At 58.3% G+C, this 25,262-nt stretch carries 26 protein-coding genes and 1 riboswitch; of the genes, 20 read left to right on the top strand and 6 right to left on the bottom strand.

What is annotated here, in order from left to right:
- Window positions 1-71 precede the first annotated feature (71 nt).
- The 3 genes from gor to B3Z17_RS09970 all read left to right on the top strand — a co-directional run bounded on the left by gor (window position 72) and on the right by B3Z17_RS09970 (window position 4,492).
- A complete protein-coding gene (gor, locus tag B3Z17_RS09960) occupies window positions 72-1,424 on the top strand; it encodes a glutathione-disulfide reductase (protein ID WP_286829666.1) in 1,353 nt (450 codons plus the stop codon).
- Window positions 1,425-1,604: 180 nt separating this feature from the next.
- Window positions 1,605-3,455, top strand: a complete 1,851-nt coding sequence (locus B3Z17_RS09965) for a 2-oxoacid:acceptor oxidoreductase subunit alpha (protein WP_286829667.1) — start codon at window positions 1,605-1,607, stop codon at window positions 3,453-3,455.
- Between the two features lie 11 nt (window positions 3,456-3,466).
- Entirely contained in the window at window positions 3,467-4,492 is a 1,026-nt protein-coding gene (locus B3Z17_RS09970) for a 2-oxoacid:ferredoxin oxidoreductase subunit beta (RefSeq protein WP_286829668.1), read from the top strand.
- Window positions 4,493-4,567: 75 nt separating this feature from the next.
- Here the strand turns inward: B3Z17_RS09970 and B3Z17_RS09975 are convergent, their stop codons facing one another.
- Complete coding sequence (locus B3Z17_RS09975) at window positions 4,568-5,011, bottom strand: SRPBCC family protein (protein WP_286829669.1); 444 nt, start codon at window positions 5,009-5,011, stop codon at window positions 4,568-4,570.
- Between the two features lie 154 nt (window positions 5,012-5,165).
- Between B3Z17_RS09975 and B3Z17_RS09980 the strand changes: the two genes are divergently transcribed.
- The 3 genes from B3Z17_RS09980 to B3Z17_RS09990 are packed head-to-tail and all read left to right on the top strand — an operon-like array spanning window position 5,166 to window position 6,533.
- Window positions 5,166-5,501: an ArsR/SmtB family transcription factor gene (locus B3Z17_RS09980; RefSeq protein WP_286829670.1), complete on the top strand. Its 336-nt coding sequence runs from the start codon at window positions 5,166-5,168 to the stop codon at window positions 5,499-5,501.
- Window positions 5,491-5,919 carry an SRPBCC family protein gene (locus B3Z17_RS09985; RefSeq protein WP_068304465.1) on the top strand — a complete coding sequence of 143 codons (429 nt, stop codon included), beginning with the start codon at window positions 5,491-5,493 and terminating at the stop codon, window positions 5,917-5,919. The genes B3Z17_RS09980 and B3Z17_RS09985 overlap by 11 nt, the downstream gene beginning before the upstream one ends.
- Entirely contained in the window at window positions 5,916-6,533 is a 618-nt protein-coding gene (locus B3Z17_RS09990; RefSeq protein WP_286829671.1) for a class I SAM-dependent methyltransferase, read from the top strand. Before B3Z17_RS09985 ends, B3Z17_RS09990 begins: the two co-directional genes overlap by 4 nt.
- Here B3Z17_RS09990 and B3Z17_RS09995 read toward each other — a convergent pair.
- Complete coding sequence (locus tag B3Z17_RS09995) at window positions 6,530-7,228, bottom strand: helix-turn-helix transcriptional regulator (RefSeq protein WP_286829672.1); 699 nt, start codon at window positions 7,226-7,228, stop codon at window positions 6,530-6,532. The genes B3Z17_RS09990 and B3Z17_RS09995 overlap by 4 nt on opposite strands.
- 225 nt (window positions 7,229-7,453) lie before the next feature.
- Here B3Z17_RS09995 and B3Z17_RS10000 point away from each other — a divergent pair, with 225 nt between their 5' ends.
- Window positions 7,454-8,089, top strand: a complete 636-nt coding sequence (locus B3Z17_RS10000; RefSeq protein ID WP_286829673.1) for a DUF2306 domain-containing protein — start codon at window positions 7,454-7,456, stop codon at window positions 8,087-8,089.
- Between the two features lie 22 nt (window positions 8,090-8,111).
- Here the strand turns inward: B3Z17_RS10000 and B3Z17_RS10005 are convergent, their stop codons facing one another.
- The gene (locus B3Z17_RS10005) at window positions 8,112-9,275 is read right to left on the bottom strand and encodes a type III PLP-dependent enzyme (protein ID WP_349680322.1); all 1,164 of its coding nucleotides are present in this window, start codon (window positions 9,273-9,275) and stop codon (window positions 8,112-8,114) included.
- Between the two features lie 187 nt (window positions 9,276-9,462).
- Between B3Z17_RS10005 and B3Z17_RS10010 the strand changes: the two genes are divergently transcribed.
- From B3Z17_RS10010 to B3Z17_RS10020, 3 genes are all read left to right on the top strand, one after another.
- Window positions 9,463-10,089, top strand: a complete 627-nt coding sequence (locus B3Z17_RS10010; RefSeq protein ID WP_286829675.1) for a glutathione S-transferase family protein — start codon at window positions 9,463-9,465, stop codon at window positions 10,087-10,089.
- A gap of 184 nt (window positions 10,090-10,273) precedes the next feature.
- On the top strand, window positions 10,274-11,020 hold the full coding sequence (locus B3Z17_RS10015; protein WP_286829676.1) for a substrate-binding periplasmic protein: 747 nt from the start codon (window positions 10,274-10,276) through the stop codon (window positions 11,018-11,020).
- A 95-nt stretch (window positions 11,021-11,115) separates the two neighbouring features.
- Complete coding sequence (locus B3Z17_RS10020; protein WP_286829677.1) at window positions 11,116-11,487, top strand: hypothetical protein; 372 nt, start codon at window positions 11,116-11,118, stop codon at window positions 11,485-11,487.
- A gap of 39 nt (window positions 11,488-11,526) precedes the next feature.
- On the opposite strand, the gene ribB is transcribed toward B3Z17_RS10020, so the two are convergent.
- Window positions 11,527-12,195 (bottom strand): 3,4-dihydroxy-2-butanone-4-phosphate synthase, encoded by a 669-nt coding sequence (gene ribB / locus B3Z17_RS10025; protein ID WP_286829678.1) that lies wholly within the window; start codon window positions 12,193-12,195, stop codon window positions 11,527-11,529.
- Between the two features lie 105 nt (window positions 12,196-12,300).
- Window positions 12,301-12,452, bottom strand: a riboswitch (FMN riboswitch).
- A 166-nt stretch (window positions 12,453-12,618) separates the two neighbouring features.
- Here ribB and B3Z17_RS10030 point away from each other — a divergent pair.
- From B3Z17_RS10030 to B3Z17_RS10055, 6 genes are all read left to right on the top strand, one after another.
- Entirely contained in the window at window positions 12,619-13,389 is a 771-nt protein-coding gene (locus B3Z17_RS10030) for a substrate-binding periplasmic protein (RefSeq protein WP_286829679.1), read from the top strand.
- 90 nt (window positions 13,390-13,479) lie between these two features.
- Window positions 13,480-14,505, top strand: coding sequence for a hypothetical protein (locus tag B3Z17_RS10035; protein ID WP_286829680.1), 1,026 nt, complete (start codon window positions 13,480-13,482; stop codon window positions 14,503-14,505).
- A 123-nt stretch (window positions 14,506-14,628) separates the two neighbouring features.
- Window positions 14,629-15,390, top strand: coding sequence for a 2OG-Fe(II) oxygenase (locus B3Z17_RS10040; RefSeq protein WP_286829681.1), 762 nt, complete (start codon window positions 14,629-14,631; stop codon window positions 15,388-15,390).
- A 5-nt stretch (window positions 15,391-15,395) separates the two neighbouring features.
- Window positions 15,396-16,028, top strand: coding sequence for an alpha-ketoglutarate-dependent dioxygenase AlkB (locus tag B3Z17_RS10045; RefSeq protein WP_286829682.1), 633 nt, complete (start codon window positions 15,396-15,398; stop codon window positions 16,026-16,028).
- Window positions 16,029-16,120: 92 nt separating this feature from the next.
- Window positions 16,121-18,157, top strand: a complete 2,037-nt coding sequence (locus B3Z17_RS10050; RefSeq protein WP_286829683.1) for a hypothetical protein — start codon at window positions 16,121-16,123, stop codon at window positions 18,155-18,157.
- A gap of 162 nt (window positions 18,158-18,319) precedes the next feature.
- A complete protein-coding gene (locus B3Z17_RS10055) occupies window positions 18,320-18,694 on the top strand; it encodes a hypothetical protein (RefSeq protein WP_286829684.1) in 375 nt (124 codons plus the stop codon).
- 4 nt (window positions 18,695-18,698) lie between these two features.
- Here the strand turns inward: B3Z17_RS10055 and rimO are convergent, their stop codons facing one another.
- The gene (gene rimO / locus B3Z17_RS10060) at window positions 18,699-20,051 is read right to left on the bottom strand and encodes a 30S ribosomal protein S12 methylthiotransferase RimO (protein WP_286829685.1); all 1,353 of its coding nucleotides are present in this window, start codon (window positions 20,049-20,051) and stop codon (window positions 18,699-18,701) included.
- A 243-nt stretch (window positions 20,052-20,294) separates the two neighbouring features.
- Between rimO and B3Z17_RS10065 the strand changes: the two genes are divergently transcribed.
- From B3Z17_RS10065 to B3Z17_RS10075, 3 genes are all read left to right on the top strand, one after another.
- Window positions 20,295-21,296, top strand: a complete 1,002-nt coding sequence (locus B3Z17_RS10065) for a PAS domain-containing protein (RefSeq protein ID WP_286829686.1) — start codon at window positions 20,295-20,297, stop codon at window positions 21,294-21,296.
- Between the two features lie 158 nt (window positions 21,297-21,454).
- Window positions 21,455-22,738 (top strand): S41 family peptidase, encoded by a 1,284-nt coding sequence (locus B3Z17_RS10070; protein WP_286829687.1) that lies wholly within the window; start codon window positions 21,455-21,457, stop codon window positions 22,736-22,738.
- A 62-nt stretch (window positions 22,739-22,800) separates the two neighbouring features.
- On the top strand, window positions 22,801-23,175 hold the full coding sequence (locus B3Z17_RS10075; RefSeq protein WP_286829688.1) for an STAS/SEC14 domain-containing protein: 375 nt from the start codon (window positions 22,801-22,803) through the stop codon (window positions 23,173-23,175).
- 9 nt (window positions 23,176-23,184) lie between these two features.
- On the opposite strand, the gene B3Z17_RS10080 is transcribed toward B3Z17_RS10075, so the two are convergent.
- Window positions 23,185-23,646, bottom strand: a complete 462-nt coding sequence (locus B3Z17_RS10080) for a nuclear transport factor 2 family protein (protein ID WP_286829689.1) — start codon at window positions 23,644-23,646, stop codon at window positions 23,185-23,187.
- Window positions 23,647-23,764: 118 nt separating this feature from the next.
- On the opposite strand from B3Z17_RS10080, the gene B3Z17_RS10085 reads away from it, so the two are divergent.
- Window positions 23,765-25,177 carry a pyridoxal phosphate-dependent decarboxylase family protein gene (locus B3Z17_RS10085; RefSeq protein ID WP_286829690.1) on the top strand — a complete coding sequence of 471 codons (1,413 nt, stop codon included), beginning with the start codon at window positions 23,765-23,767 and terminating at the stop codon, window positions 25,175-25,177.
- Window positions 25,178-25,262: the final 85 nt, after the last annotated feature.

Raw genomic sequence — 25,262 nt, forward strand, 5'->3', positions numbered from 1 at the left:
GATTCCTATGGCAGGTGCCCATATTGCCAGAAAGCATTTCAAGTATTGGGCCCCAGGGGCCGGAGGCATGTATGACATTCGACTATGATCTTTTTGTAATCGGCGCGGGCTCAGGCGGTGTGCGCGCGAGCCGTATCGCGGCGGGTTTTGGCGCCCGTGTGGCCGTGGCGGAAGAGTTCCGTGTGGGCGGCACCTGCGTGATCCGCGGCTGCGTGCCCAAAAAGCTTCTGGTCTATGCTTCCCATTTTTCCGAAGATTTCGAAGCCGCCAAAGGCTACGGCTGGACAGTGGGCGAAACCAGCTTCGACTGGAATACCCTGATCGACCGCAAGGACGCGGAGATCGACCGGCTGAACGGCCTTTATATCCAGACGCTGTCGAATGCCGGTGTGGAGATCATTGATGGCCGCGCCGTAGTGACAGGCCCCAATGAGGTTCGGGTTGGTGACAAAACCTACACAGCCAAAACCATCCTGGTGGCGGTGGGCGGTTGGCCGCAGATGCCGGACGTGCCTGGGATCGAGCATGCCATTACATCCAACGAAGCGCTGCATTTGGAAAAATTTCCTAAGAAGATCGTGATTGTGGGCGGTGGTTATATCGCGGTTGAGTTCGCGGGCATCTTCCATGGTATGGGGTCTGAGGTGATCCAGCTGTATCGCAGCGAACAGATTCTGCGCGGCTTTGATGATGACCTCAGAAACCGGTTGGCCGACGAGATGCGCAAGAAGGGCGTAGACCTGCGCACCAATATCAATGTGACCAATATCGAGAAAACAGACGCCGGTGTGCGCCTGACGCTGACGGACGGCAGCACGCTTGACGCGGACGCTGTGATGTACGCCACCGGACGCACGCCCAACACCAAAGGGCTGGGACTCGAAGATGTGGGCGTGGCGCTTGATAAGAACGGCGCCGTCAAGGTGGATGCCTACGGCAAGACGTCGGTGGACAGCATTTATGCAGTGGGTGACGTGACAGACCGGGTGCAGCTGACGCCGGTGGCGATCAAGGAAGGCCACGCCTTTGCCCTGACGGTCTTTGGCGGTACGCCCACCTCGCCAGAGCATGACGCTATACCAAGTGCTGTTTTCAGCCAGCCGCCAATAGGCACTGTGGGCATGACGGAACAACAGGCGCGCGAGACTTTTGGCGAAATCGATATATATCAATCAGACTTCCGGCCGATGAAACATACGCTGGGGGGTGCGACAGAGCGCGCATACACCAAATTGATCGTTGACAAAGCGAGCGACAAAGTGGTTGGTGCGCACATGATTGGCATGGATGCCGCCGAAATCATTCAGGGTGTCGGAATTGCTGTGAAAGCAGGGCTGACAAAAGCCCAGTTCGACGCCACGGTTGCGGTGCATCCATCCAGTGCGGAAGAATTTGTCCTGATGCGGACGCCAAGGGCAGATTAATCGGGTGATTTCGAAATTATTGTAGAATAAAATTCTCACAATAGATCGATTTCATCCTGATGATAGAAAAATTACGTCGCCTTAGGGCTTGAAGCGGTGTATTGGTTGCGCGCATATATATGCGAGTATTGACAGCGGGCCAGAATAAGCGAAGGTCTGCGTGACAGAGGAATAAGTTAGATGGCTTCTGACGTTCAGGTTCTGGAATCTGCGGTTGTCCGTTTCGCGGGCGACAGCGGTGACGGTATGCAGCTTACCGGCAGCCAGTTCACAACATCCACCGCGCTTTCGGGCAGCGACCTTTCCACCTTCCCGGACTTTCCGGCTGAAATTCGCGCACCCGTTGGCACCACCTTCGGCGTGTCGGCGTTCCAGATCAACTTTGGCGCCAAGGCGATCAAGACCGTGGGCGACCGCCCCGACGTTCTGGTGGCCATGAACCCGGCGGCCCTGAAGGTGAACCTGACGAACTTGCGCCCCGGTGGCCTCTTGGTTGTCGATACCGGCACCTTCAACAAGCGGAACCTGCAAAAGGCCGGCTATGAAGAAAATCCGATCGGCAGCCACGAGTTTGATACCTATCAGGTGATCGAGCTTGATATTTCCAAGATGACGCTTGAAGCCGTCAAGGACATGGGCCTTGGCAACAAGGAAGCGCTCAGGTGTAAGAACATGTGGACGCTGGGGCTGATGCTGTGGATGTTCAGCCGCAAGCGCGAGCCTGTCATCAGCTGGCTTGAGAAGAAATTCGCCAAGCTGCCGGACGTAGCAGCCGCCAACGTGGCGGCCCTCAATGCCGGTCACGCCTTTGGTGAGACCGCTGAACTGTCAGCCACGTTCAAGCGCTACCAGATTGGCACCGTACATAGCGAGCCGGGCACGTATAAAACCGTTACCGGTAGCCAGGCGCTCAGCTGGGGTATTGCCGCGGCCGGTGAGCTTGCAGGCCTTGATATCGTGCTGGGGTCCTACCCGATCACGCCGGCATCACCGATCCTGCACGCGCTTTCCACCATGAAAGAGCAGGGCATCGTGACCTTCCAGGCGGAAGACGAGATTGCCGCCATCTGTGCCGCCATTGGCGCCTCCTATGGCGGGGCGCTGGGTGTTACCAGCTCAAGCGGTCCGGGCATTGCGCTCAAGGGCGAAGCGCTCGGCCTCGCGATTTCCACGGAACTGCCGGTTGTTGTGATCAACAGCCAGCGGGGTGGCCCATCCACCGGCCTGCCAACGAAGACAGAGCAATCCGACCTTTACCAGGCCGTGTATGGCCGCAACGGCGATGCACCACTGCCGGTGATCGCCACCCGGTCCCCCGGTGACTGTTTCGAGACTGCCATCGAGGCTTGCCGCCTGGCTGTCAAATATATGACGCCTGTGATGCTGCTGACCGACGGCTTTATCGCCAACGCCGCAGAGCCCTGGAAGCTGCCAGACCTGGACGCGCTTGAGCCGTTTAAGGTTGAGTTCGCCAAGGCGCCTGAGGGCGAAGAAGAATTCAGCCCGTTCGTGCGCAATGAGCAAACGCTGGCCCGCCACTGGCCGAAGCCGGGTGTGTCGGGCACCGAGCACCGTATCGGCGGCATTGAGAAAGACTTCAAATCCGGCCATATTTCCTATGACCCGGAAAACCACCAGAAGATGACGGACCTGCGCCATGCCAAGGTTGAAGGCATTGCAAATGACATTCCGCTTCAGGACGTGGACCAGGGTGAGGAAACCGGCACGCTCGCAGTCGTGGGCTGGGGGTCGACTTACGGTCCGATCTCCGAAGCGGTGAAGGCCGCGCGCGCTGACGGCCTCAATGTCAGCCATATCCATATCCGCTACATCAGCCCGTTCCCACGGAATCTGGAGACGCTCTTGAAGGGATATGATAAAATACTGGTGCCGGAAATGAATGCGGGCCAGCTGAAGACCGTGCTGCGCGACAAGTATCTGATCGACGCCAAGCCGTTCAATAAAGTTTCAGGTCAGCCGTTCAAGATCCAGGAAATCCTGGACGCGATCCGCGCTGAGCTGGCTGTGTAGGAGTAGGTGCCATGAACGAACTTAGCACCCCCAAAGAGAAGCTCACCATCAAGGATTTCACCAGCGACCAGGAAGTGCGTTGGTGCCCTGGCTGTGGTGACTATGCGATCCTCAAGTGCATGCAGCGTACGCTGCCGGAGATGGGTGTTACCCGCGAAAACACGGTGTTTGTATCGGGCATCGGCTGCTCCAGCCGCTTCCCTTACTATATGAACACCTACGGGTTCCACACAATCCACGGCCGTGCGCCCGCGATTGCCACGGGCCTGAAGCTTGCGAACCCTGATCTGGACGTGTGGGTTGTCACCGGTGACGGTGACGGCCTGTCGATTGGTGGTAACCACCTCTTGCACGCGCTTCGCCGCGATGTGGACCTGAACATTCTTCTGTTCAACAACAAGATTTACGGCCTGACCAAGGGCCAGTATTCGCCAACGTCTGATGTGGGCACACGCTCGCCGTCGACGCCAACAGGCTCTGTGGACCCGTCCCTGAACCCGATCAGCTTCGCGCTGGGCTCGGGTGCGCGTTTTATTGCCCGCACGGTGGATACGGCGCAGAAGCATATGCCGGGCGTGTTTACCCGCGCGCATGACTTCAAGGGCGCGTCCTTTGTTGAGATCCTGCAGAACTGTATCGTCTATAACGACAGTGCCTGGTCTGACATCACCGAGAAGAAGGCGGCGCCAGAGCGCCAGCTTCTGGTGGAACATGGCGAGAAGATGATCTTCGGCGCTGAGCGCAACAAGGGCATCCGCTTCAACCTGGACACCTTCAGCCTTGAGGTTGTGGTGATCGGTGAGAACGGCATCACGGAAGATGATATCCTGACCCACGACGAGACCAACCGCCGCATGGCCCAGATGCTGGGCGAACTGGGTGCGAACCCGGGCGAGCCGGTTGCCATGGGTGTGCTATATGCCCAGCAGGCGGACCACAGCTATACCGACGCGGTGCTGGGGCAGGTTGAGGCCGTGAAGGGCAAATCCACCCTGAAGGACCTGATGTATGCAGGCCAGACCTGGGAAGTGAAATAAGCCAGCCTCGCGCTGGAAAAGGAAAAGCCCGGCTGGTTGGCCGGGCTTTTTTTACGCCTACATGCCAGGTTTTCGCTACATACCTGTGGCTTCGATTTTCAAGTCGTTGGGGAACGGGCGACCTTTGCCGGTTTCCACATAGGCCTTCAGGCTCAACAGAAATGTCGCCCATTTCATGGAGCAGTGATGGAAGAAGGGCGTTTCCGCTTCCCAGTCCGTGTGCCGGAACATCAGCTGGCGGTGGGTGCCTTCATCCTGAATTTTAAACTCCACACCTGTGCCCAGCCATTCGTCCGGGCCGCCGGTGCATTCCCACACCACACTGTGGTCGTTACTTTCCTTGACCCGCATGTCAAAACCGCCGGCTTCACCGAAGCGGAAGGCGATTTTGCCGCCCGCATCCGGGTCACCGCTGGTGCCATCGGTCCACCAGGCGGCAAGGCCGGGCAGGGTGCGGACGGCGTTGGCAAGTGTGTCTTGCCGCGCCTCGGTACCAAACGTTAAACAGATATTCGCCATAAAATCCTCCTGTTGCGATCATCTGCCACCAGAGTCTAGCGCCCAGTTATGTAGTAAAAAGAAAAAATTGGAAAATATATAAATTATATAAAATATTGAAAAATAATGCTTTTATAAAATTGATTGAATATAAAATTTATTATATTTTCCATATATGGAAAATGAAGAACAGCTCGACACGCTTTTTCATGCACTTGCTGACCGCCGCCGTCGGTTGATGCTGGAGATGCTCGCGGAAAGCCCCAGGCCGGTCAGTATGCTGGCGGAGGAAGCCGGACTGAAGGCCAGCGCGGCGTCGAAGAATATTGCGGTCCTGGAAGCCGCCGGGCTTCTCTATAAGTCGCGGCAGGGGCGCGTGGTCTATTGCCACATGAACTTCGATGCCTGGAAGCAGGTGGCAGGCTATGTGGCAATGCATGCGCGCTTCTGGTCGGGCCGGTTGAATGAGCTGGAACGCTATTTGAAGGAGGCAGGCAGCGATGACGAATGACCCTTTGGTGCTGAAGCGCGTGATGCCGTGTGGGAAGCGGCAGCTGTTTGATGCCTGGTCCAGGCCCACGATCATGTCGGCCTGGTTCTTTGCAGACCAGAAGGCTGTGAAGCCCAGCACGGTTGAGAGCAGCTTCACGGTGGGCGGCAAGTGGTCGCTGACCATGCATATGGAGAATTCGGAGCCCCACATGCATGGCGAATATCGGGAAATCAATCGCTATAACCGCATTGTCTTTACCTGGAACAGCCATATTGCGACTGACAGCATCGTTGAGCTGACGTTTCGCGAACTGTCGCCGAACCGCACGGAAATGACGCTCATGCACACCCACTTCCCGAACGAGGAATCACGCACCAGTCACGATAATGGCTGGAATATGTGCCTCGACAGTCTTGAGAAGTATTTGGCGGCATGACCTCACGCGAACAACATTGGCAGCATGTTTATGAGACCAAGACCCCAAACGCGGTGTCCTGGTATCAGGTGGACCCGGCTCTGTCGCTTGGCCTGATCGATGGCCTGCACCTGCCGGAGGATGCCGCCATCGTGGATGTGGGCGCCGGGGCATCGGTGCTGGCGGACCGCTTGCTGGATCGCGGTTTTTCGGACCTGACGTTGGTGGACCTGGCGGCCTCAGCCCTGGCGCATACGCGCGACCGGCTGGGCGCGCGGGCAGCGGCTGTAGAGTTCATCCCCGGTGACGTGACCCGCTTGTCCCTCGGGCACAAGGTGGATCTGTGGCATGACCGGGCAGTGCTGCATTTCCTGACCAGTGCCGACGACCGCGCGCGCTACCGAGGCGCGCTTGATGCCCACCTCAAGCCCGGTGGCCATGCCATCATCGCAACCTTCGCCGTGGGCGGACCCGAGAAATGCAGCGGCCTGCCGGTCCGGCAATATGACGCCGCGCGTCTGATGGATTTGCTGGGGGATGGTTATGAGCTCGTGAACGAGTGTTTCGAAGAACATACAACCCCGTGGGGCAGTACGCAGGCCTTTGCCTGCTTCCTTGTGCGCAAGGTGGCTTAGGGCCTGAGGCCGTCGCAGTAGCCCAGGCTATCGAGGTAGGTCTGAAGGGATGTCTCTGGGGTGTCTTCGAAAAATTCACCGGTGAAGGTAGCCTGGTTGACCCGGTCCAGCCGGAAGTGGCGAAAATCTTTCCTGAGCTCGCACCAGCCCAGCATCATCCAGACCGGCCCGACGAACACCAGCGACAGGGGCCGGATGGTGCGCTCGGTCGAGCGCGCTTGCTCGTCCGAATAATCCAAATGGATCTTTTCCTTCTTCCGGACCGCCCGGCGAATGGCAGAAAAATTGATGTTCCACGGCGGACGGGCGCGCGAAGGCGGCGCAAACAGCGCGATGCCTTCAAATGTTTCGCGGTCACGTTCACTCAGCGCATTCCTGACTTTCCGGATCAGCGTCTGGGCCGAAACGCTCATGTCCGTGTCGGTCCAGCTGGAGACCATCGCGGCCCCCAGCATCAGAACCTCCAGTTCCTCCACATCGAACGTCATGGGCGGTAGGTAATAGCTTTTGTCCAGCATATAGCCCACGCCGGCCTCGCCGTTGATGGGCACGCCGGTGATGATCAGGTCCTGAATGTCGCGGTAAACGGTGCGGATGGAGATATCAAACTCGTCCGCGATGCGTTCTGCCGTCACCGCCATGCGGCGGCCCTGCAGGAAATTCACAATCTGAAAAAGTCGGTCAGCGCGTTTCATACCGGCCACCATACCCCACCATGCTGACAAAAAGTGTCAGTAAGGTGCGATAGGCGTCCGAATTTAGCAAGAAGGAATCTGGGCCGCATTTCCCATGCTGAAATTTCACGACGCGTTTCGGCACGCACGCGACAAGCGCTTTGATTTCCCGGATTTTCAGGTCATGATTTCTGCATCGAAGCGCCGACAGAGCTGCTCGATAGTCGTGATATAGACAGCGAGGAAATGATGAAAACGATCCTGATAATCCTGATGACAATCCTGTCAGTGGCTGTTGCCCTTTATGGCTGGGCCCTGATCTGGCCCGACAGCCCCATCCAGAATGATGGCATGGCCCACCATTTGGCGGACCGGCCGCTGGCCATGTATCTGCACTTCGGCTTCGGGCCGCTTGCATTGGCCATTGGCGGCTTCCAGTTTTTCAACCGGCTGCGGGCCCGGGCACCAAAGCTGCACCGCTGGGTGGGCCGCACTTATGTTACGGCCTGCATGCTGTCCGCGGTTGGGGGTATTTGGCTGGGGTTTGGGTCGGATGCCGGTGTGGTGGCGCAGGTGGGCTTCCTGGGGCTGGGTGTCGCCTGGGTGGTGACCACGGGCTATGGCTTTCTGACGGCCCGCGCCCGTCGCTTCCAGGACCACAAGAGGTGGATGACACGGTCTTTCGCACTGACCTTCGCGGCGGTGACGCTCAGGCTTTATCTGCCATTATCGCTGGGGGTCATGGGGCTGCCGTTCGGCACAGCCTATCCGGTGATTGCCTATGCCTGCTGGATTCCGAACCTTTTGGTCGCGGAATGGCTGGTGCGCCGGAAAGGTGTGCGCAGCGCGGTTGCGGCAGGGGCGGCCCAGGCCACCCCGTAAAACTGCCTAGATATAACAAGCCTCAGATATAATAAGCTTTCAGGGGCGGGAAGCCGTTGAATTCAATGGCGCTGTAGCTCGTGGTGTAAGCCCCGGTGGAGAACCAGTAGAGCCTGTCCCCGATGGCCAGGTTGAGCGGCAACGGCACCTTGTTGTCTTCATACATGATGTCGGCGCTGTCGCACGTCGGCCCGGCGATCACGACCTCTTCAAGCTCACCCTGCTTTTCGGTGTAGATCGGATATTTGATCGCTTCGTCCATGGTTTCAATGAGGCCGGAGAATTTACCCACGTCGGTGAACACCCAGCGGTGCAGCGAGGTGCGCGCCTTCCGTGAAATCAGCACCACTTCGCTGACCAGCACGCCGGCGTTGGCCACCATCGACCGGCCCGGTTCCAGAATAATCTCCGGCATGTCCTCGCCGAAATCTTCCTTGAGGAAGCGGGTGATCTCTTCCGCGTAGGTCTGCAATTCGTGGGCGCGCATGGTGTAGGCACCGGGGAAGCCGCCGCCCATATTGATCATTTTCAGCTCAATGCCGTCCTCAAGCTTGAGGCGCTCGAAAATGCTGGAAACCTTGGCGATGGCCGCGTCCCAGGCGCCGATGTCGCGCTGCTGGGAACCCACATGGAAGGAGATGCCATAAGGCACCAGCCCCAGGTCGCGCGCCAGGATCATCAGGTCGATTGCCATGTCGTTCTGGCAGCCGAACTTGCGGCTGAGGGGCCAGTCGGCGGTGTGGGTGCCTTCTGTCAGCACGCGCGCGTACACTTTCGCGCCCGGGGCCGCCTTGGCAATGTTCCTGAGGTCAGCTTCTGAATCTGTCGCAAACAGGCGCACGCCGCGTTCATGGAAATAGCGGATGTCCTTGGATTTCTTGATGGTGTTGCCGTAGCTCAAGCGGTCCGGTGACACGCCATGCTCCAGCACACGGTCCAGCTCATAGATGGACGCAATGTCGAAATTTGACCCTTTATCCTTCAGGAGATTGATGATCTCCGGCGCCGGGTTCGCCTTCACCGCATAATAGATTTTCGCGGTGGGGAACTTTTGTGTCAGGTCATTATAAGCCTCATCGACCATGCCGGTGTCTACCACAAGAAATGGTGTCTCCTGCGTGTCGGCCAGGGCTTTGATGCGGTTGAAGGTATCGGGCGAATAATAATCTTCGATCTGGGCACTCATTGGTGCGACGGCCTTCCTGTTAGGCGTTTTCGGCATGCTGCCGGCCCGGTTATCCGGGGAGGCGTAAAATACCATATTCGCGGGAAGGCCCAAACGAATAATGCAGGCCCCAATATATGGTTGGGCAGCCGACTAAAAGGCTCTACTTCTTGCACTAAGGGACAAAAAACGGAAAGGAACGAGGTTCATGATCAGGGTGCATCATCTCAATAATTCGCGGTCGCAGCGTATTCTCTGGATCCTGGAGGAAATGGGGCTCGAGTATGACATCGTCTCCTACGAGCGGGACAAGGAAACCCGGCTGGCGCCTGATAGCCTGAAGGCGGTTCATCCTCTGGGGAAAAGCCCGGTGCTGGAAGACGGCAGTGTCAAAATCGCGGAATCGGGCGCGATTGTGGATTATCTGGTGCGCACCTATGGTGGCGGTGAATTCGGCCCGAACCCCGGCGCGCAGGACTATAATTCCTATGTGGAATGGCTGCATTTTGCCGAAGGGTCCGCCATGCTGCCTTTCATGCTGGCGCTCTATACCGGCAGGCTGGGAGAGGCGGCGGCCCCGCTTGCCCCCCGTATCCAGAGCGAGATTGCCAATCACCTGTCCTATATGGCGGAACGCCTCGGCGAACGGGATTTCTTCGTTGGTGACCAACTGACCGGCGCGGATATCATGCTTGTATTCGTGCTTGAGGTAGCGGCCGTGAGTGGGATCATCGCCAAATTCCCGAACTTGAAGGCCTATCTTGAGCGCATGCAGGCGCGCCCGGCCTATGGCCACGCGCTGGAACGCGGCGGGCCCTACCAGCTTGGCGCGTGAAGCAGCTTTAACCTGTTATGATTTAATTAATCAGTGGTCTGTAGGCTGAACCCACTTTTGGGGTGGTTGGAAAGCCTGCCCGGGTGCCTGAGTGACGGGCAAAGGTTAAAAGGACCGTTGATAGTTGTTGGGTAATTTTTTTCGAGTGCCATTGCGTGTCAGCGCTGGGGGGCGGGCCGTTGTTTTGGCCTGGCTTGGTGCTTGTTGCCTGCTGGCCTCGCCCACGCAAGCCCAAGGCCCAGACATTGTCGTTTATACGGAAAGCTACCCACCCTATAGCTATCTGACCAAAGACGGGCGGCTAGATGGCCTGTCGACCCGGCTTGTGCGCCGGTTGCTGGACGAAACCGGCATTGAATACCGCATCATCCACGTGCCCTGGACCCGTGCCTACCGTGCCACGCTCGAGGAAGACAATGCCCTGATCTATACCATCGCCCGGCAGGAAGGCCGCGAAGACCTGTTCCAGTGGCTTGTCCAGCTGGGCAGTATCAAGTTCCACTTGTTCGCAAGGCAGGGCGATCATCGTTTCGATGCCGAAATAGATTGGAATATGGCTCATTATCGGGTGGCTTGTTTGGTCGACGATATATCCTGCCTGCTTGTGAAGGGCCTGAAGGTGCCGGAGAAAAACATCTACCGGATCGCTGAAGTGAACCGACCGGACGTGATGCTGGTGCTGGCGGGTCGTGCAGATCTTTATGTGGCGGAAGAAATCCACAACCGCTACCGGCTGAAGGCCTTTGGGGTGTCGCCAGACCGGCTGAAGCCTGTGAAAACGCTGGAGGCGGGCGGGGACCTTTTCCTCGCATCCGGCCTTGGGCTCAAACCTGATTTGCGTGCGGCGATCATGGGTGCCCGGGATAGGTTGCGGGAAGCGGGTGATCCGCTGACACTCGACCCAAGCGAGTTGGACAACCTGCCCGAATAGACGCCATGCTGACGGGTGCGCGACAGTGTGCCTCATGGCACCGCGGGCTATGGCAGGTTAAGGTTCCTTCCGAACAATTGGGGGGGGCATTTCTCATGAACATCTGGTTCCTGCTGGCGGGCTCTGCCAGTGCGCTGACCATGCTGATCCACTGCATTCTGGGCGGGCGCGAAATCGCGAGGCCGCTGCTTGCAGCCACAGATATCCACGCGGTTGCCAAATATACCAATTATTATTGCTGGCACCTGGTGTCGCTGACGCTGGCGGCGATGGCGGGTAGTTTCTTCTGGGCCGCTTTCCACCCGGACGGTATTGAGCTTGCGGTGCTTGCCACCTTCCTCTCCACAGCTTTCTGTGTCTGGAACCTTGGCCTGGTTACCTGGAAAAAGCAGCGCTTCAGCCAGATGCCGCAATGGGCGCTGTTTCTGGCAATCACTGCGCTGGCGCTGCCGGGCTTCTGGGGTTAGCGCGCGCCCTTGGGCACGCGCTTTTTCTCATAGCCGTTCTTAGGCGACTTTTCTGGCCGCTGCCGCCATATAGGCCTGCAGGTCTTCAATCGTGACCACAGCCATGGACTGTTCCTGCGCAAACTGCAGGATTTCAGGCAGCCGCGCCATGGTGCCGTCTGCATTCTGAAGTTCGCACAAGACGGCCGCCGGGCTGTGGCCAGCGCGGGTTACCAGCTCCAGCGAGGCTTCGGTATGTCCCGGGCGTGCCATCACCCCACCAGGGTGGGCCCTGAGTGGGAATACATGGCCCGGGCGCGCCAGGTCGTCTGGTTTGGCGTCTGGCGCAATGGCGGTGCGGATCGTGGTGATGCGGTCCGCCGCCGACACGCCGGTGGTCACGCCGTGCTTGGCTTCAACCGACACGGTAAAGGCCGTGCCCATGCTGGACGAATTGTCCGCCACCATTTGCGGCAGCTCAAGCGCCTTGAGTTTCTCGTCAGGCAGCGACAGGCAGACGATGCCGGTGCCTTCGCGGATCACCAGCGCCATCTGCTCGACCGTCATGGTATCTGCCGGGAAGATGATATCGCCCTCGTTTTCGCGGTTTTCGTCATCCATCACGAGGATGCCGCCGCCCGCACGCAAGCTGGCGATGGCCTTTTCCACCCGCGCGTGCGGGTTTCCGAAATCGGCCAGGGTTGGTTGGGTTGTGTTTGTCTGATTCACTGTATGTCTCCAATCATCAGAGGCGCAGGAATCAGGGCATATAAAGACGGACTGGGCGCAGGACAGGGCCGCACGCACCAGAAAGCATGCCCCAAGGGGCACACTGCTTCCACTCTCTCATCCGGACTATACCGTCGGCTCCGGCGTCTCACCGGATCTGCTGACCCCACCAAAGGTCTGGTGGGCGCTCGCGGGCTCGGCCGGGAAATCCAGGCCATACCGCCGGTCGGGAATTTCACCCTGCCCTGAGTACAAGCTTCACTTGTTGGCAGCTCCACCGTGGAACTGCCGTGAAACTGAATTAGCGCGCAGGGGTGGTGATTTCAAGCAGACACGTGTTAACCGATTATTGATGCTGCGCCCCTAAACTATGTGGTATGAGGCTGTGGGGCGTATCGAGTAGCCGTTTGTCACGGAGTAGATATGCGACTAGGGATTAAACTGGGGCTGGCGATGCTCGCACTTGTGTGCGGTGCTGCTGCGGCGCGTGCGGCAGATGGGCAGCCTCTCATCGTCTATACCGAAAATTATCCTCCCTTCAATTATGCCAAACCCGACGGATCGGTGGCTGGCCTAGCGACTGACAGGGTGCGGCAGGTATTGGATGCGGCCGGACTTCAATATGAGATCAAGATCGTACCGTGGGCACGGGCGATGAATTACGCGCGAACGCGGCCGGATGCGCTGATCTACACCATCACCCGCACGCCACGCCGCGAATATGGCTTCGATTGGCTCGTGCTGCTCGCTGAATCCAATTTTCATATTTTTGCCCGGGCAGAGGAAACGCGGCCCGTTACCCGGGAAAACCTTGAGGCGGGTATGTTCACCGCATCCTGCGTGTCTGGCGATCTGACATGCGAATTGTTGGTGTGGGCCGGTGTGCCGGTTGCCAACATCATTCCGATTGCCAAGGAGGGCACAGGTGATTTTCGTATGGTGCTGGCCGGTCGGGCAGACCTTTACATCAGCGATTTTTCCGTCAATCGGCGCCTTCGGAAAGCGGAAGGCTATTCGCTCGACCTGACCAAACCGGTCATGCGTCTGGACAGCCGTGCTGGCTTTTACCTCGCGTCCGGCCTCAATGTGCCTGCCGACATCAGGGCACGGATAAAGGCCTCTTACGAGCAGTTGAAAGCGTCAGGCGACTATCAGCTGGTGAGCACCGAGCAACAGGCAGATGGCGGCCGGTAGGAAGCCATTCTCCCGGATCAAGGCCATTGGCCTGATGGGTGATGCATGTCATAACACAGTGGATTGAGGAATTTTGAAAAGGGGGGCGCCGTGAAAGGTGTGCTGCATATTGGGATGCCGATGGCGCGGGCTTCGGCCATTCGGGACATGTTCCTGACCGACGAAAGCAATAATTTTTACTTGGGCAAAGGCCCCACCAGCCATGTGCCAAGCCAGGTGCAATTCGCGCTTGAGACGGAACTTCTGCAAATACCAAGTTATCACTATAACTCCGATCTGGTTGCCACCGTTTTCAGGCTTGGCCTGGAAAGCGCCGAAGAAAATGGGGCCACAGCCTTCATTGTAAGCGACGACAATATCGTCGGCCAAACCGGTGACGGCTACGACAGCCATATGCAGCGCCTCAAGGCAGTGATGCCGGAAGACACGCTGGTGATCCTGGTGATCCGTGAACAGGTCGATTTCCTGCGCGCGTCCTATAAGCATGCTCTTGTGCACGAAGGACTTCGGGCCAGTTTCGACAATTTCGTGAAATATCACCTGGTGCGCGGCAGCAAGGGCTTGATGTCCTGCATGGACCATGTGTCGTTGGCCGGTGTGGCGGCAAGCCATTTCCACAAATTCGAAGTGCTTCTGTATGAGGATCTGGTGCAAAACCCGCGTGCACTGCAGGATCTGCTTGCAGCCCACGATATTGTCATTAAAGCGGAAATGAGTGATGCGGAAAACGAGCTTTCCGATGCGGAGGCTTACCATTTTCAGCGGCTCTATCTGCGCCAGGGTATTGACCTCAGCGGCGACCGCTCCTTGCCGGTTGGTCCTGATGACCTGACAACCCTGGAATCCAACCGCCCGGTCTTTGATGACCTTCTGCAGGCGGAAGAGATCCGCGTCAAATCGATCCTGTCGCTGATTGAGGCGGCGCGGCAAGCGGTTGAGCAGCAACCTGATGTCTCGCTTGACTATAGCATGAGCGAACAAACCAAGGGGCTGCTGTATCCGTTCATTCGCCAGGTGAACAAGCGCATGGTCGACATCATGGGGCTGCCGCTTGGGGAACATGGCTATCTGTTGCCAGAAGCGGAAGCCGCGGCGGAGCAAAAGCTGGATTCCTGAAGCAATTGCGAACATGAAGGTCAGGGCTGCCAGCGTTTCTGGCGGCCCTTTTTTGTCGCCGGAAACGGACCTCTTTCTTGGCTGTTCCTTGACTTGAACGGGTTGCCAGAGCCATGAAAAGGCATGGCAATTCACAAGAAGAAGGCAGCGATGGCACAGGCTTCAATCCCTGAAAAATCAGAACTGGCCGCCCGCATTGGCGGCCTGCCGTGGGCCGATATCCAGCACCGGTTGCTTGAAACGGGCTACGCGGTCACTGGTCCCATCCTGACGCCCGGGGAGTGCGCGGCCTTGAAGGCAGGCTTCGGGCAGGAAGGCCTGTACCGCAGCCATATCCATATGGCACGACACGGCTTCGGGCAGGGCGAATATAAATATTTCAGCTACCCGCTGCCACCTGTGGTGGCGGAGCTGCGTCAGGCAGCCTATCCCCATGTTGCCAAGGCAGCTGACATGTGGGCGGACAGATTGGGGCTTGAGGCAGGCTACCCGGCCCGGCTTGATGACTATCTGGCACTTTGCCACGCGGATGGGCAGGCGCGCCCCACGCCCCTAATCCTGAAATATCAGGTAGGGGATTATAACTGCCTGCACCAGGACCTGTATGGTGACCGTTATTTCCCGTTTCAGATGGCAGTGCTGCTGTCGGACCCCGGCACGGACTTCGAAGGCGGCGATTTCATGCTGGTTGAAAACAGGCCGCGCATGCAGTCTGTCGGGCACGTGCCGCGCCTCAGGCAGGGGCAGGCGATCATCTTTGCCGTCAACGAACGCCCCAGGAAAGGCAGCCGCGGTTATCACCGGGTAAAACTGAGGCACGGGGTGAGCGAGATCACGTCAGGCGAGCGCTATACGCTTGGCATCATCTTCCATGACGCGCGGTAACTGGGGTGGCTGACCTGTTCGATAGCCTGCGCCCCAAGCAGGAGGTGATCACTGAAGGTGTCACATTGCTGCGTGGCTTAGCCGATAGCGCGCAGGCCTTTGTCCTGATGCAGCAGATTGCGGCTGAAGCGCCTTTCAGAAACCAGCGGACACCCGGCGGGCATGTGATCCGGGTGGCGACAACAAACGCGGGTGACCTGGGCTGGACATCCGGCTCGTCAGGATACCGCTACCGACCGGATGATCCTGAGACGGGCCAACCGTGGCCCGCGATCCCTGACGCACTGATGGATGTGGCGACACGGGCGGCAGAAGCAGGTGGCTTTGACGGGTGCCGTCCCAATGCCTGCCTGATCAACCGCTATGAACCAGGGCTCAAGCTTGGGTCCCACCAGGACAAGAATGAGCGCGATTTTCGCTGGCCCGTGGTGACCCTGTCGCTTGGGGTGCCCGCAACCTTCCAGCTGTTCGGCAGCGCGCGCGGCGGTACGCCCGTCAACATCGGACTTGAAGACGGCGACATGCTGGTGATGGGGGGTGCCGCCCGCATGGCCTATCACGGGGTCAAGACCCTCAAGGAGGGCCAACACCCACTGACAGGAAACAAGCGCTACAGCCTGACCTTCCGCGTGGCCTGACCACGAAACTACTTCAGGTCTCTTTGTGTTGCAATCGATTGCATAAATGATCTGAATTGAGTAAACATGGTGAGCAACAAGGGAGAAGCGAAGTGACGAGAGTAAAACGAGTTCTTTTTGTCTGGCGTGCCCGCTTGCTGGCGATGGCTTTGGTGGTTGCTTGGGCGCCGGTAGGTTTTTCGTCGGATGCGGCTGAGGATATCCTGCATTTCGCAGTGACAGAGGGCAAAATCTATAATGAGTTTTACCGGTCGGGCCCGGTTGCGGCCCACACTGTTCTGAGATCAGGCAGAAGACCGCGCCTTATCGTAGCATTCCCTGCTGGCAATAGTGGAGTCAGCCTATGGTTTGATACGACTGAGGAGCCAGTGGCGTGGCAAGCACTGGAGGACTTGACCCCGTTGAGTATCAATTCACCATCGGGGCCACTTAACGGCATTCAAGCCACTGTTTCAGTGCGAGCTGACACGCTGGTGGTGCGTAAAGTCGTTCAGGGCAACATTCGTACGATCCGCACCTATATGCATGAAAGCGTGGTGGACAATCGGATACAAGTGTCGCGCACCAGTGGAGTGGACACTGTACGCTGGTCCCGGGTTCGGCTTGATGGCTCGGGTGGCTATCAAATGGGCCTGACCATGCTGTCAGGCAAAATTGCTGAAGTAGAAGGCAAGCTCCGCTTGGATGCAGGGACGGACGGCATGATCCGCTTTCGTATGCAGGCGCTGACAGGGGACACGCCACTGACGCCTATTCCCATGCAGGACCTTCTGACCGACGAAGCTGCCCTGGACAGGTTGTCCCGGAACATACTTGCTTTCCTGACTTATGAGGAGAAAATGCTGGCCGGTTCCTGGCGCTTCAATACGTATTTTGGCCGCGACACACTGTTGTCAGCAGCTCTTCTGATGCCAGTCTTGAAGCCAAAGGCCTTTGAGGCTGCAGCAACTTCCGTACTGTCTCGCCTGGCAGCAGACGGGCAGGTGGCGCATGAGGAGGATATCGCTGAATTTGCTGTCTTGCGACAGCTCGATCGTGGCAATGAAGCCGTTGCCCGGCCAGTATATGATTATGCCATGGTGGATGAAGATTTCATGCTGACACCCGTGTTGGCGCGTTACTTGTCCATGGGAGAAAAGGAACATGCGCATCTCAAGGCACTGTTGGCTCAGCAAGCGACCATGGACGAGACATATGCCGACCTGTTGATGCGTAATGTTCGGTATGTGCTGAAGTGCGCACAGCCTTTCGCGCAAGACCCGGTGTTCCACACCCTGATCGAGATTGAAGAAGGTAGCCGTGTGGGTGACTGGCGTGACAGTCAGGAAGGCCTGGCAAATGGACGCTATTCATACAGTGTGAATGCTGTACTGGTGCCAGCGGCCTTGGAAGCGATTACCCAGTTGGTTGAGGCTGGTGTCGTCAAGAACGAAGGTCTTGCTCGCAATGCGGCTGCAATGGCTGAAGTTTGGACGCGTGAAGCGCCAAGTCTGTTCGAAGCGGCTTTGCCGCTGGATGTAGCCCAGAGACGGGTCGACGTCTATGCAGACGTTCTTGGAGTGCCTACGGTTGCTGTGCAGCCAGACGCTGACGATATGGTGCATTTTCCTGCGCTGGCGCTTGCGGCCGATGGTACGCCCATTAGGGTGATGCAATTAGACCCGGCATTTTTGCTGTTTTTCAGTGAGCCAAGTGCTGCCCGACTGGATATGATTATGCAGCAGACACGCCAGGCATTTCCGGCAGGCTTGATGACACCAGTGGGCATGCTGGTGTCGAATCCCGTATACGCGGCAGCAGACGTTCAGGCAATTTTCACTCGGGGGCACTATCATGGACCGGTGGTGTGGCCCTGGCAGCAGGCCATGATGGCAGCGGGACTTGACCGCCAAATCAGCCGTGAAGATTTACCTCAGGCTACGAAAGCGAGGCTCGCGGCATTTCGGGACGCACTCTGGGCCGCGATTGGCAACGGCCATGATGTAAAAACGGCAGAGCTGTGGTCATGGGAGTTCACAGATGGAGCCTACAAGGCTGTACCATATGGTCAGGGCCTGCAGCACCTGACCGAGTCAAATGCCGCTCAGCTATGGAGTACGGTCTATTTGGCAATCTCACCGCCGGAATAGTCACCCATCCCAGTCGTTCTGATCTTCCTCGTCATCGGCAACCACATGACCGTGCAGGTCATAGTCGTCGCTGCGTGCCAGGGTGGGGAGCCTGCGGCATCATGGCGTCTGCCAATAGGCAGCGCATGGTCTATGGTGTTCGGGATGAACCGGGAGGCATGTATGACTGTATATTTTCTGATGGCGGGGCTTGTGTGTCTGGTGACGACCGCCTTTCATGTTTTTGCAGGCGGGGCACGGGTGGTGCGCCCGATGCTGGCGTCACAGGACCTGAATGACACCATGAAAGCGGTGCTATACGGCTGTTGGCATGCCTTTACCCTGCTTTACCTGGGTGTGGCTGCGGTCTTTATCTGGGCGGGCTTCACGCCTTCCGGCGTTTTACCGGCGGCGGCATGCGCGGTGATGGCTGCGATGCTGGCAATATTGAGCGCCGCCGTTATCAGGCGTTTTGGGCAACGCTTTTGGCGGCTGCCCCATTGGTTGCTTTTCAGCTTGGCGGCGCTTTCAGGTGCGCTGGGGGTGATGTCGGCTTAGGGCCTTACCAGTCCCAGTCGTCCTGGTCCTCTTCATCATCGGCAACCACATGGCCGTGCAAGTCATAGTCGTCGCTGGCGTCGATGTGCGCCATCACCATATCGCCCGGCGAAAGCTCTGTGGCGCCCATCAGGTGCACCTGGCCGTCAATTTCCGGCGCGTCTGCGTACGTGCGGCCCACCGCGCCTTCATCTGTGACCTCGTCGATCAGCACGGCCATTTCCATGCCCACGCGGTCCTTGAGTTTTTCGGCAGAGATTTTCGCCTGCACTTCCATGAAGCGTTCCCAGCGTTCCTGCTTCACTTCTTCGGGCACCGGGTTCGGCAGCGCGTTGGCGGCGGCGCCGTCAACAGGCTCATATCTGAAGCAGCCAACGCGGTCCAGCTGGGCTTCCTGCATCCAGTCCAGCAAATACTGGAACTGTTCTTCGGTCTCGCCAGGGAAGCCGACAATGAAGGTGGAGCGGATAACGATTTCAGGCACAATCTTGCGCCAGTTCTGGATGCGCTCCAACACTTTGGCTTCATTGGCAGGGCGGCGCATGGCGCGCAGCACGTCCCGGTTCGCATGCTGGAACGGGATATCCAGGTAGGGCAGGATCTTGCCTTCCGCCATCAGCGGGATCACATCATCCACATGCGGGTAGGGGTAGACATAATGCAGCCGCACCCAGGCATCCAGGTTGCCCAGTTCGCGCGCCAGGTCGGTCATGTGGGCGCGTACTTCGCGGTCTTTCCACTTTTCTGTCTGGTGCTTGAGGTCAAGGCCGTAGGCTGAGGTGTCCTGGCTGATCACCAGCAGTTCCTGCGTCCCGGCTTCCACCAGCTTTTCGGCTTCCCGGAGAACCGCGCGGATCGGGCGGGATGCCAGGTCGCCGCGCAAGGATGGGATGATGCAGAATTTGCAGCGGTGGTTGCAGCCTTCTGAAATCTTCAGGTAGCTATAGTGGCGCGGCGTCAGGCGCAGGCCCGATTCCGGCACAAGGTGGGTATAGGGGTCGTGCGGCTGCGGCGCTGCCTTGTGCACCTCGCCCACCACTTGCTCATACTGGTGCGGGCCAGTGACCGCCAGAACGCCGGGCACCACTTCGCGCACCGCGCCTTCATCCACGCCCAGGCAACCGGTCACGATCACCTTGCCGTTCTCGTTCATGGCTTCCTTGATGGCGGCGAAGCTTTCTTCCTTTGCGCTGTCGATAAAGCCGCAGGTGTTCACAACCACGACATCCGCGCCTTCATATTCAGCAGCGATTTCATAGCCTTCCGAGCGGAGCTTTGTCAGAATCCGTTCGCTGTCCACCAGCGCCTTGGGACAGCCAAGGGAGACAAAACCAACCTTTGAAGTATGCGTGTTCATGAGCAAACATTTTCCTGCAATTGCATGGGCAGTACCGCCGATTTCGGCGGCTTATACAGAGTTTTCAGGGGAATTGCCAGCTAGAAGCGAAGGGGCCGAGCAACGTGGAACTGCTGTAGTTGATGGCTAAAATAAATCTGAGGTTGTTATTTCCCGAAAATACTTTCAGTTCACGTCCTATTGCGTGTATAAAGGAGACTCATTTGGTCAGATTTTAGGGCTGAATGGCGAATGGAGGCATTGATGACTCAGGCTGCCATGTCACCACGCTTTCGGGCGACCCTGATTATTCTACTGGCTGTGCTGATCAACGGCACAATGATCCACTGGTGCTGGACCCTGTACCGCGACATGGGGCTGATGAATATCGCCTGGACGCGGACATCTGAGGTGTCCATTGAGAAGGCCACCTCTCTGGCGCAGATCGAACGCTCGATCGGCTATGGCGAATTTATCCATAATTTCAAAAACTATGTCCTCAGGCGTACACCGAACTATGATCAGCGAACCCAAGCGTCGCTGGAGAAAGTTGAGGATGCCATTGAGGGCATGCGGGCCCTGTCGCTGCAGGCGGAAGACCGGGAGGACCTGCAGACAATCTCCCAAACGGTGGACACATACCGCAAGAACTTCCTGCGGGCACGGGAGGCGGACTGGCGGGCCTTGCCTCCAGCGGAATTGGACCGGCTGGTTTATGTGGATGACAGCGCGGCCGTGGCAGCGTTCACCGCCATGCGGGACCGCATTCTCCCGGCTTATATGTCCCAGATGCAAACGCATGAGCGCCAGATCAGCCAGGTTTGGCGCGAGGTCGCGACAGGGGCTCTTCTGATAATCCCGCTTATTCTGTTGAACTGTGCCGTCTGTATTTGGGGCGGGTTGAAGCTTATCCGGCGCAGGGGTAACGACATCATGATTTTCGAAGGGTCGTCAGACGCCATTCTGGTGTGTGACGAGCAAGGCCAAATCCTGCGCAACAACCAGATCGCTGAACAGATGTTCGAATATGGCCAGGATGAGCTGCGCAACAGGCAGTTGGCCGATATCATCCCGGATCTGGATGTCCTGTTTGGGTCGGGTTCGGGGGCGCACCGTAATAGCGAAAAGGCCTTGGCCTCAAAGCCGCTCAGGAACCTCAAGGCGCGGACAAAGGCGGGGCGCCATGTGCCGGTTGCCATTTCCGTGTCGTCGGTTCTGTTCTTCCGGCGCGCTGCAAAAATGGTGGTGGTGCGCGAGGCCGCGTGAGCCCCGCCAGGCATCCCATAATTCAGGCTTTGCATTGACGTTTTTTTGCCTATGATGGCCCCGTTTTTTCGGGAGCTGTTATGCGCGGGTTGCTTTTTTCTTTCTTAATTTTTCTGACATTCTTGGGCACGGCTGGTTCAGCGGCAGACCCTGACGGTGTGTGGCAAACAGAGGGCTATGGCTATCTGTTTGACGTGCGCGGCCAGGAGGTCGCGATCTATGAGACAACCGCGATCAGCTGTCTGCCAAGCGGCCTGATCCCGGGTGCGCTCGAGCAGCTTGAAGGCGAAGATGCGGAAGCGCGCTTTGGTGTAACTATCCCAGGCTTCATTGAGGCCGACATGGAAATCTGGCCTTTAGGCAAGGATAGCCGACGCTTCCACCGCAGCGACACCAGCACCTTCATGACAGCCCACAAGCTGGCGGCGCTGCCAGACGCGTGCAGGGCCACCCCCGCCGCAACCGCACAGGACACGGTTGCGGTTTTTCATGAGAATTTCAAAACTCATTATCCTTTCTTCGCGGAAGGGCACGCCGGATGGCCAGCCCCGGCGGTGGACGCAATCGTCACGGATCAGCAACTGTTTGACTATCTGACCGGCCTGTTGATGCCCCTTGAAGATGCCCACACGGCCCTTGTGGCCCCAAGCCTGGACGCCATGTATTTCGGGGCGGAAGGCGCGGGCCGGTCGGCGCCGGAAGAAAGCCGCAAAGCGGGGTTCGAGATTGTCGACGGCAGCTACCTCAGGAGCCCGCTGGCACCCTACTGCCGCGGCATGCTGGGCTATGCCGAGCTGGTGCGGGGGGTAGGCTACCTGCGCGTAAGCGGCTTTACCAATTTCAGTGAGGCGAACACGCCGGACGCCAACCTGGCGGCGTTCGAACGCGCGCTCGATGATTTTTTCGACCCGATCCACGGCCTGGCCGGACTGGTGATTGACCTGCGCGACAACGCTGGTGGGTCGGACGCCCTTGCGCTGGCGATGGCCCGCCGCCTGACGGAACAGGAGTATATCGCCTATTCCAAGCAGGCCTACAGGGGTGACGAAGGCGGGCAAGCCTGGACGGACGAAACCGCAACCTGGGTGCAGGCCAGCGACCGTGAAAGCTTCTGGGGGCCAGTGGTTGTGCTGACAGGCCCTAACAGCATGAGCGCAGCAGAAACTTTCCTGATGGCGCTGATGGACCGCGCACCGGAAGTAACACGCATTGGCGACAACACTCGTGGTGCATTTGCCGATATGCTGCCGCGCATCCTGCCGAACGGCTGGCTGTTCGCCTTGCCGAACGAGCGCTATCTGGACAGTGCCGGCAAAAGCTATGACCGGTTGGGCATTCCGCCCCATATCCGTGTGCCTGTTTTTTCCGAAGAAGACCTGGCTGCTGGCCGGGACAGTGCGCTTGATGCGGCGCTTAAGGTCCTGACGTCCGACGCACGGTAACGTCGGTTTGATTTTTCATCACAGGCTGGCGCCATTATGATTTTTCAAAAATGGGGACGTGTGTGGCAATTGATCTGACATGGATGGATGACTGTATTGAAGTGCATGTGGACGGGGATTTCCCGAACCAGATGGTTGCCATGAACAAAGCCATCACCGGTGACCCGCGCCACAAGAAGATCAGCCGCATGCTGATCAACGCGCTCGACGCAGACCATTTCTATGCCGACGACCATCTGGTGGGCACTATGGCGGAGATGGATGTCATGGCCTATGACGGTGCGCCGCGCATGCGGCTTGCGGTCGTCACTGACAATCCTAAGATGGCCAGGATTGTCCAGACATACGCCGCCCACTATGAAAGCCTGAAACCCGGCGCGGTGGTCAGCAAGGTTTTTGACAATCTTGCTGAGGCACGCACCTGGCTGGGAACCTGACCTGTCGGCCTACTTCCGGTCCACCTGCTGCGACTGGTCGTGGAACTGCCACAACACATTGATGATCTTCCACTCACCCTCATTGCCCTTCATCAGATGAAGGTAATCGATCCAGTCGTCGGCCGTCAGCTTCACCGATGCGATGCGCCCGTCAAGTGCCAGAATTTCAATGTCCTTGCGGGGTGGGTTTGGGAAGGCCTTGCCGTCCTTGTTATAGTTTTCGGCCACCCACAGCATGGTGTCGCGGCTGGTTTCCATGACATACTCTGTGCCGTCCGTCTTTTCCCAGTAAGTGCGTTTTTTCATGTCACCGTGTAGGGCCCGGTCCATGCGGCTGGGGTCTGGCTTGTGCTGGCTTTCGATATAATCCAGCGCCGCCTGTTCGATAACCTTGCGGTCGGCCATATCGTCGGCGCTGGCGGGCTGAAAGCTGGCAGCGGCAAAAAGGATTGCAATGAGCAGATGTTTCATTTGATCTTCCCCCATGTATAGTGTGCTGTCTGGGCGCCAAGGTGTACCGAACGGCTCTGTTGGCGCAACTCACAACCCCGTCATAAACGGTTGATCAGGACCAGGAGGAAAGCCTGCGATGAACAGCAAAGAGTTCCGCAAAAATGCACATGATGTGATCGACTGGATCGCCGACTATATGGACGGCGTGCGCGACTTTCCCGTACGCGCCCAGGTGGCCCCGGGCGAGGTGCGCGCCAAGCTTCCTGCTATACCGCCCCTTGAAGCCGAGAGTTTCGACCAGCTGATGACGGATTTCAAAGACATCATCCTGCCCGGTGTGACCCACTGGCAGCACCCGCGCTTTTTCGCCTATTTCCCGGCCAATGTGACGCCGGAAAGCCAGTTGGCGGAAATGCTGATCAGCGCCATGGGCATCAATGCCATGCTGTGGGAAACCAGCCCGGCAGCCACGGAACTTGAAGAAGCCATGATGGACTGGCTGAAGGACATGCTCGATTTGCCGCGTGCCTGGGCGGGGGTTATCCAGGACACGGCCTCCAGCGCTACCTTCTGCGCGGTGCTGGCCGCCCGTGAACGGTCAACCGACTGGAAGGTGAATGAAACCGGCCTGCAGCATGCGCCCAAGATGGCATTCTACACCTCGGCCGAAGCCCACAGTTCGCTGGAGAAAGCCGTCAAGATGGCGGGACTGGGGCGCGCCTCGATCCGCCTTGTGCCAACAGACAAAGATCACGCCATGCAGCCCGCAGCACTTGCCGCCATGATGGAAGAAGACCGCAAGGCGGGCATCATCCCGGCCATGGTGATGGCGACTGTGGGCTCCACCAGTGTCGGCGCAGCTGATCCCTTGAAGGCCATCGGCGTGATCGCGCGGGCCAATAAGGCCTACTTCCACGTGGACGCCGCTTGGGCCGGTAGCGCCATGGTCTGCCCGGAATTCCGCTATCAGCTGGACGGGGTGGAAGGCGCCGACAGTTTCGTCTTCAACCCCCATAAATGGATGGGCGTGCAGTTCGACTGCACGGCCCATTTCGTGCGCGATAAGGACACACTGGTGCGCACCCTGACCATCCTGCCCGCTTACCTTGAAACCCGCGAAGGCAGCACCGTGACAGACTACCGCGATTGGGGCGTCCAGCTTGGCCGCCGCATGCGGGCACTGAAGCTGTGGTTCGTGATCCGCCTGCGCGGCATTGAGGGCCTGCGCACCATGTTTAGGGGCCATGTTGCCTGGGCGAAGGACCTAGCAGCTACAGTCCGCGATACGGACGGGTTTGAACTGGTGACAGGGCCGAACCTGTCGCTCCTGACCTTTCGCCTGCTCAAGGAAGGGATGGACACGGAAGAACTGGATGCCCTGACAGAAAAACTGCTGACAGTGGTCAACGATGACGGCTTCACCTACCTGACCCGCACGCTGGTGAACGGACGCCCGGTGATCCGCTTTCAGGTGGGGCAGGTGCAGACCACCAAAGATGACGTCATGGCCGCCTGGGCCCGGGTGGTGGAGCTGGCGAAAGCCGTCTAGTCCTGCCGCAAAATTGCCCCGCATTTAAGGCGGGGGCGCACAATCTGGCCCCGCTTTCGGCACCATCCACCCCCATACCGGTTTG

It is taken from the genome of Kordiimonas sp. UBA4487 (assembly GCF_002389025.1).
GTDB classification, from domain to species: domain Bacteria; phylum Pseudomonadota; class Alphaproteobacteria; order Sphingomonadales; family Kordiimonadaceae; genus Kordiimonas; species Kordiimonas lacus.

Excerpts from the sequence above, each read along its gene's own strand:
- B3Z17_RS10040 (WP_286829681.1), top strand. The coding sequence starts at position 14,629 with ATGGCAATTCACAAGAAGAAGGCAGCGATGGCACAGGCTTCAATCCCT.
- B3Z17_RS09975 (WP_286829669.1), bottom strand. The coding sequence starts at position 5,011 with ATGGCGAATATCTGTTTAACGTTTGGTACCGAGGCGCGGCAAGACACA.
- rimO (WP_286829685.1), bottom strand. The coding sequence starts at position 20,051 with ATGAACACGCATACTTCAAAGGTTGGTTTTGTCTCCCTTGGCTGTCCC.
- B3Z17_RS09985 (WP_068304465.1), top strand. The coding sequence starts at position 5,491 with ATGACGAATGACCCTTTGGTGCTGAAGCGCGTGATGCCGTGTGGGAAG.
- B3Z17_RS10010 (WP_286829675.1), top strand. The coding sequence starts at position 9,463 with ATGATCAGGGTGCATCATCTCAATAATTCGCGGTCGCAGCGTATTCTC.
- B3Z17_RS10085 (WP_286829690.1), top strand. The coding sequence starts at position 23,765 with ATGAACAGCAAAGAGTTCCGCAAAAATGCACATGATGTGATCGACTGG.
- B3Z17_RS09995 (WP_286829672.1), bottom strand. The coding sequence starts at position 7,228 with ATGAAACGCGCTGACCGACTTTTTCAGATTGTGAATTTCCTGCAGGGC.
- B3Z17_RS10055 (WP_286829684.1), top strand. The coding sequence starts at position 18,320 with ATGACTGTATATTTTCTGATGGCGGGGCTTGTGTGTCTGGTGACGACC.
- B3Z17_RS10020 (WP_286829677.1), top strand. The coding sequence starts at position 11,116 with ATGAACATCTGGTTCCTGCTGGCGGGCTCTGCCAGTGCGCTGACCATG.
- B3Z17_RS10065 (WP_286829686.1), top strand. The coding sequence starts at position 20,295 with ATGACTCAGGCTGCCATGTCACCACGCTTTCGGGCGACCCTGATTATT.
- B3Z17_RS09980 (WP_286829670.1), top strand. The coding sequence starts at position 5,166 with ATGGAAAATGAAGAACAGCTCGACACGCTTTTTCATGCACTTGCTGAC.
- B3Z17_RS09990 (WP_286829671.1), top strand. The coding sequence starts at position 5,916 with ATGACCTCACGCGAACAACATTGGCAGCATGTTTATGAGACCAAGACC.
- B3Z17_RS10080 (WP_286829689.1), bottom strand. The coding sequence starts at position 23,646 with ATGAAACATCTGCTCATTGCAATCCTTTTTGCCGCTGCCAGCTTTCAG.
- B3Z17_RS10000 (WP_286829673.1), top strand. The coding sequence starts at position 7,454 with ATGATGAAAACGATCCTGATAATCCTGATGACAATCCTGTCAGTGGCT.
- B3Z17_RS09965 (WP_286829667.1), top strand. The coding sequence starts at position 1,605 with ATGGCTTCTGACGTTCAGGTTCTGGAATCTGCGGTTGTCCGTTTCGCG.
- gor (WP_286829666.1), top strand. The coding sequence starts at position 72 with ATGACATTCGACTATGATCTTTTTGTAATCGGCGCGGGCTCAGGCGGT.
- B3Z17_RS09970 (WP_286829668.1), top strand. The coding sequence starts at position 3,467 with ATGAACGAACTTAGCACCCCCAAAGAGAAGCTCACCATCAAGGATTTC.
- B3Z17_RS10030 (WP_286829679.1), top strand. The coding sequence starts at position 12,619 with ATGCGACTAGGGATTAAACTGGGGCTGGCGATGCTCGCACTTGTGTGC.
- B3Z17_RS10005 (WP_349680322.1), bottom strand. The coding sequence starts at position 9,275 with ATGAGTGCCCAGATCGAAGATTATTATTCGCCCGATACCTTCAACCGC.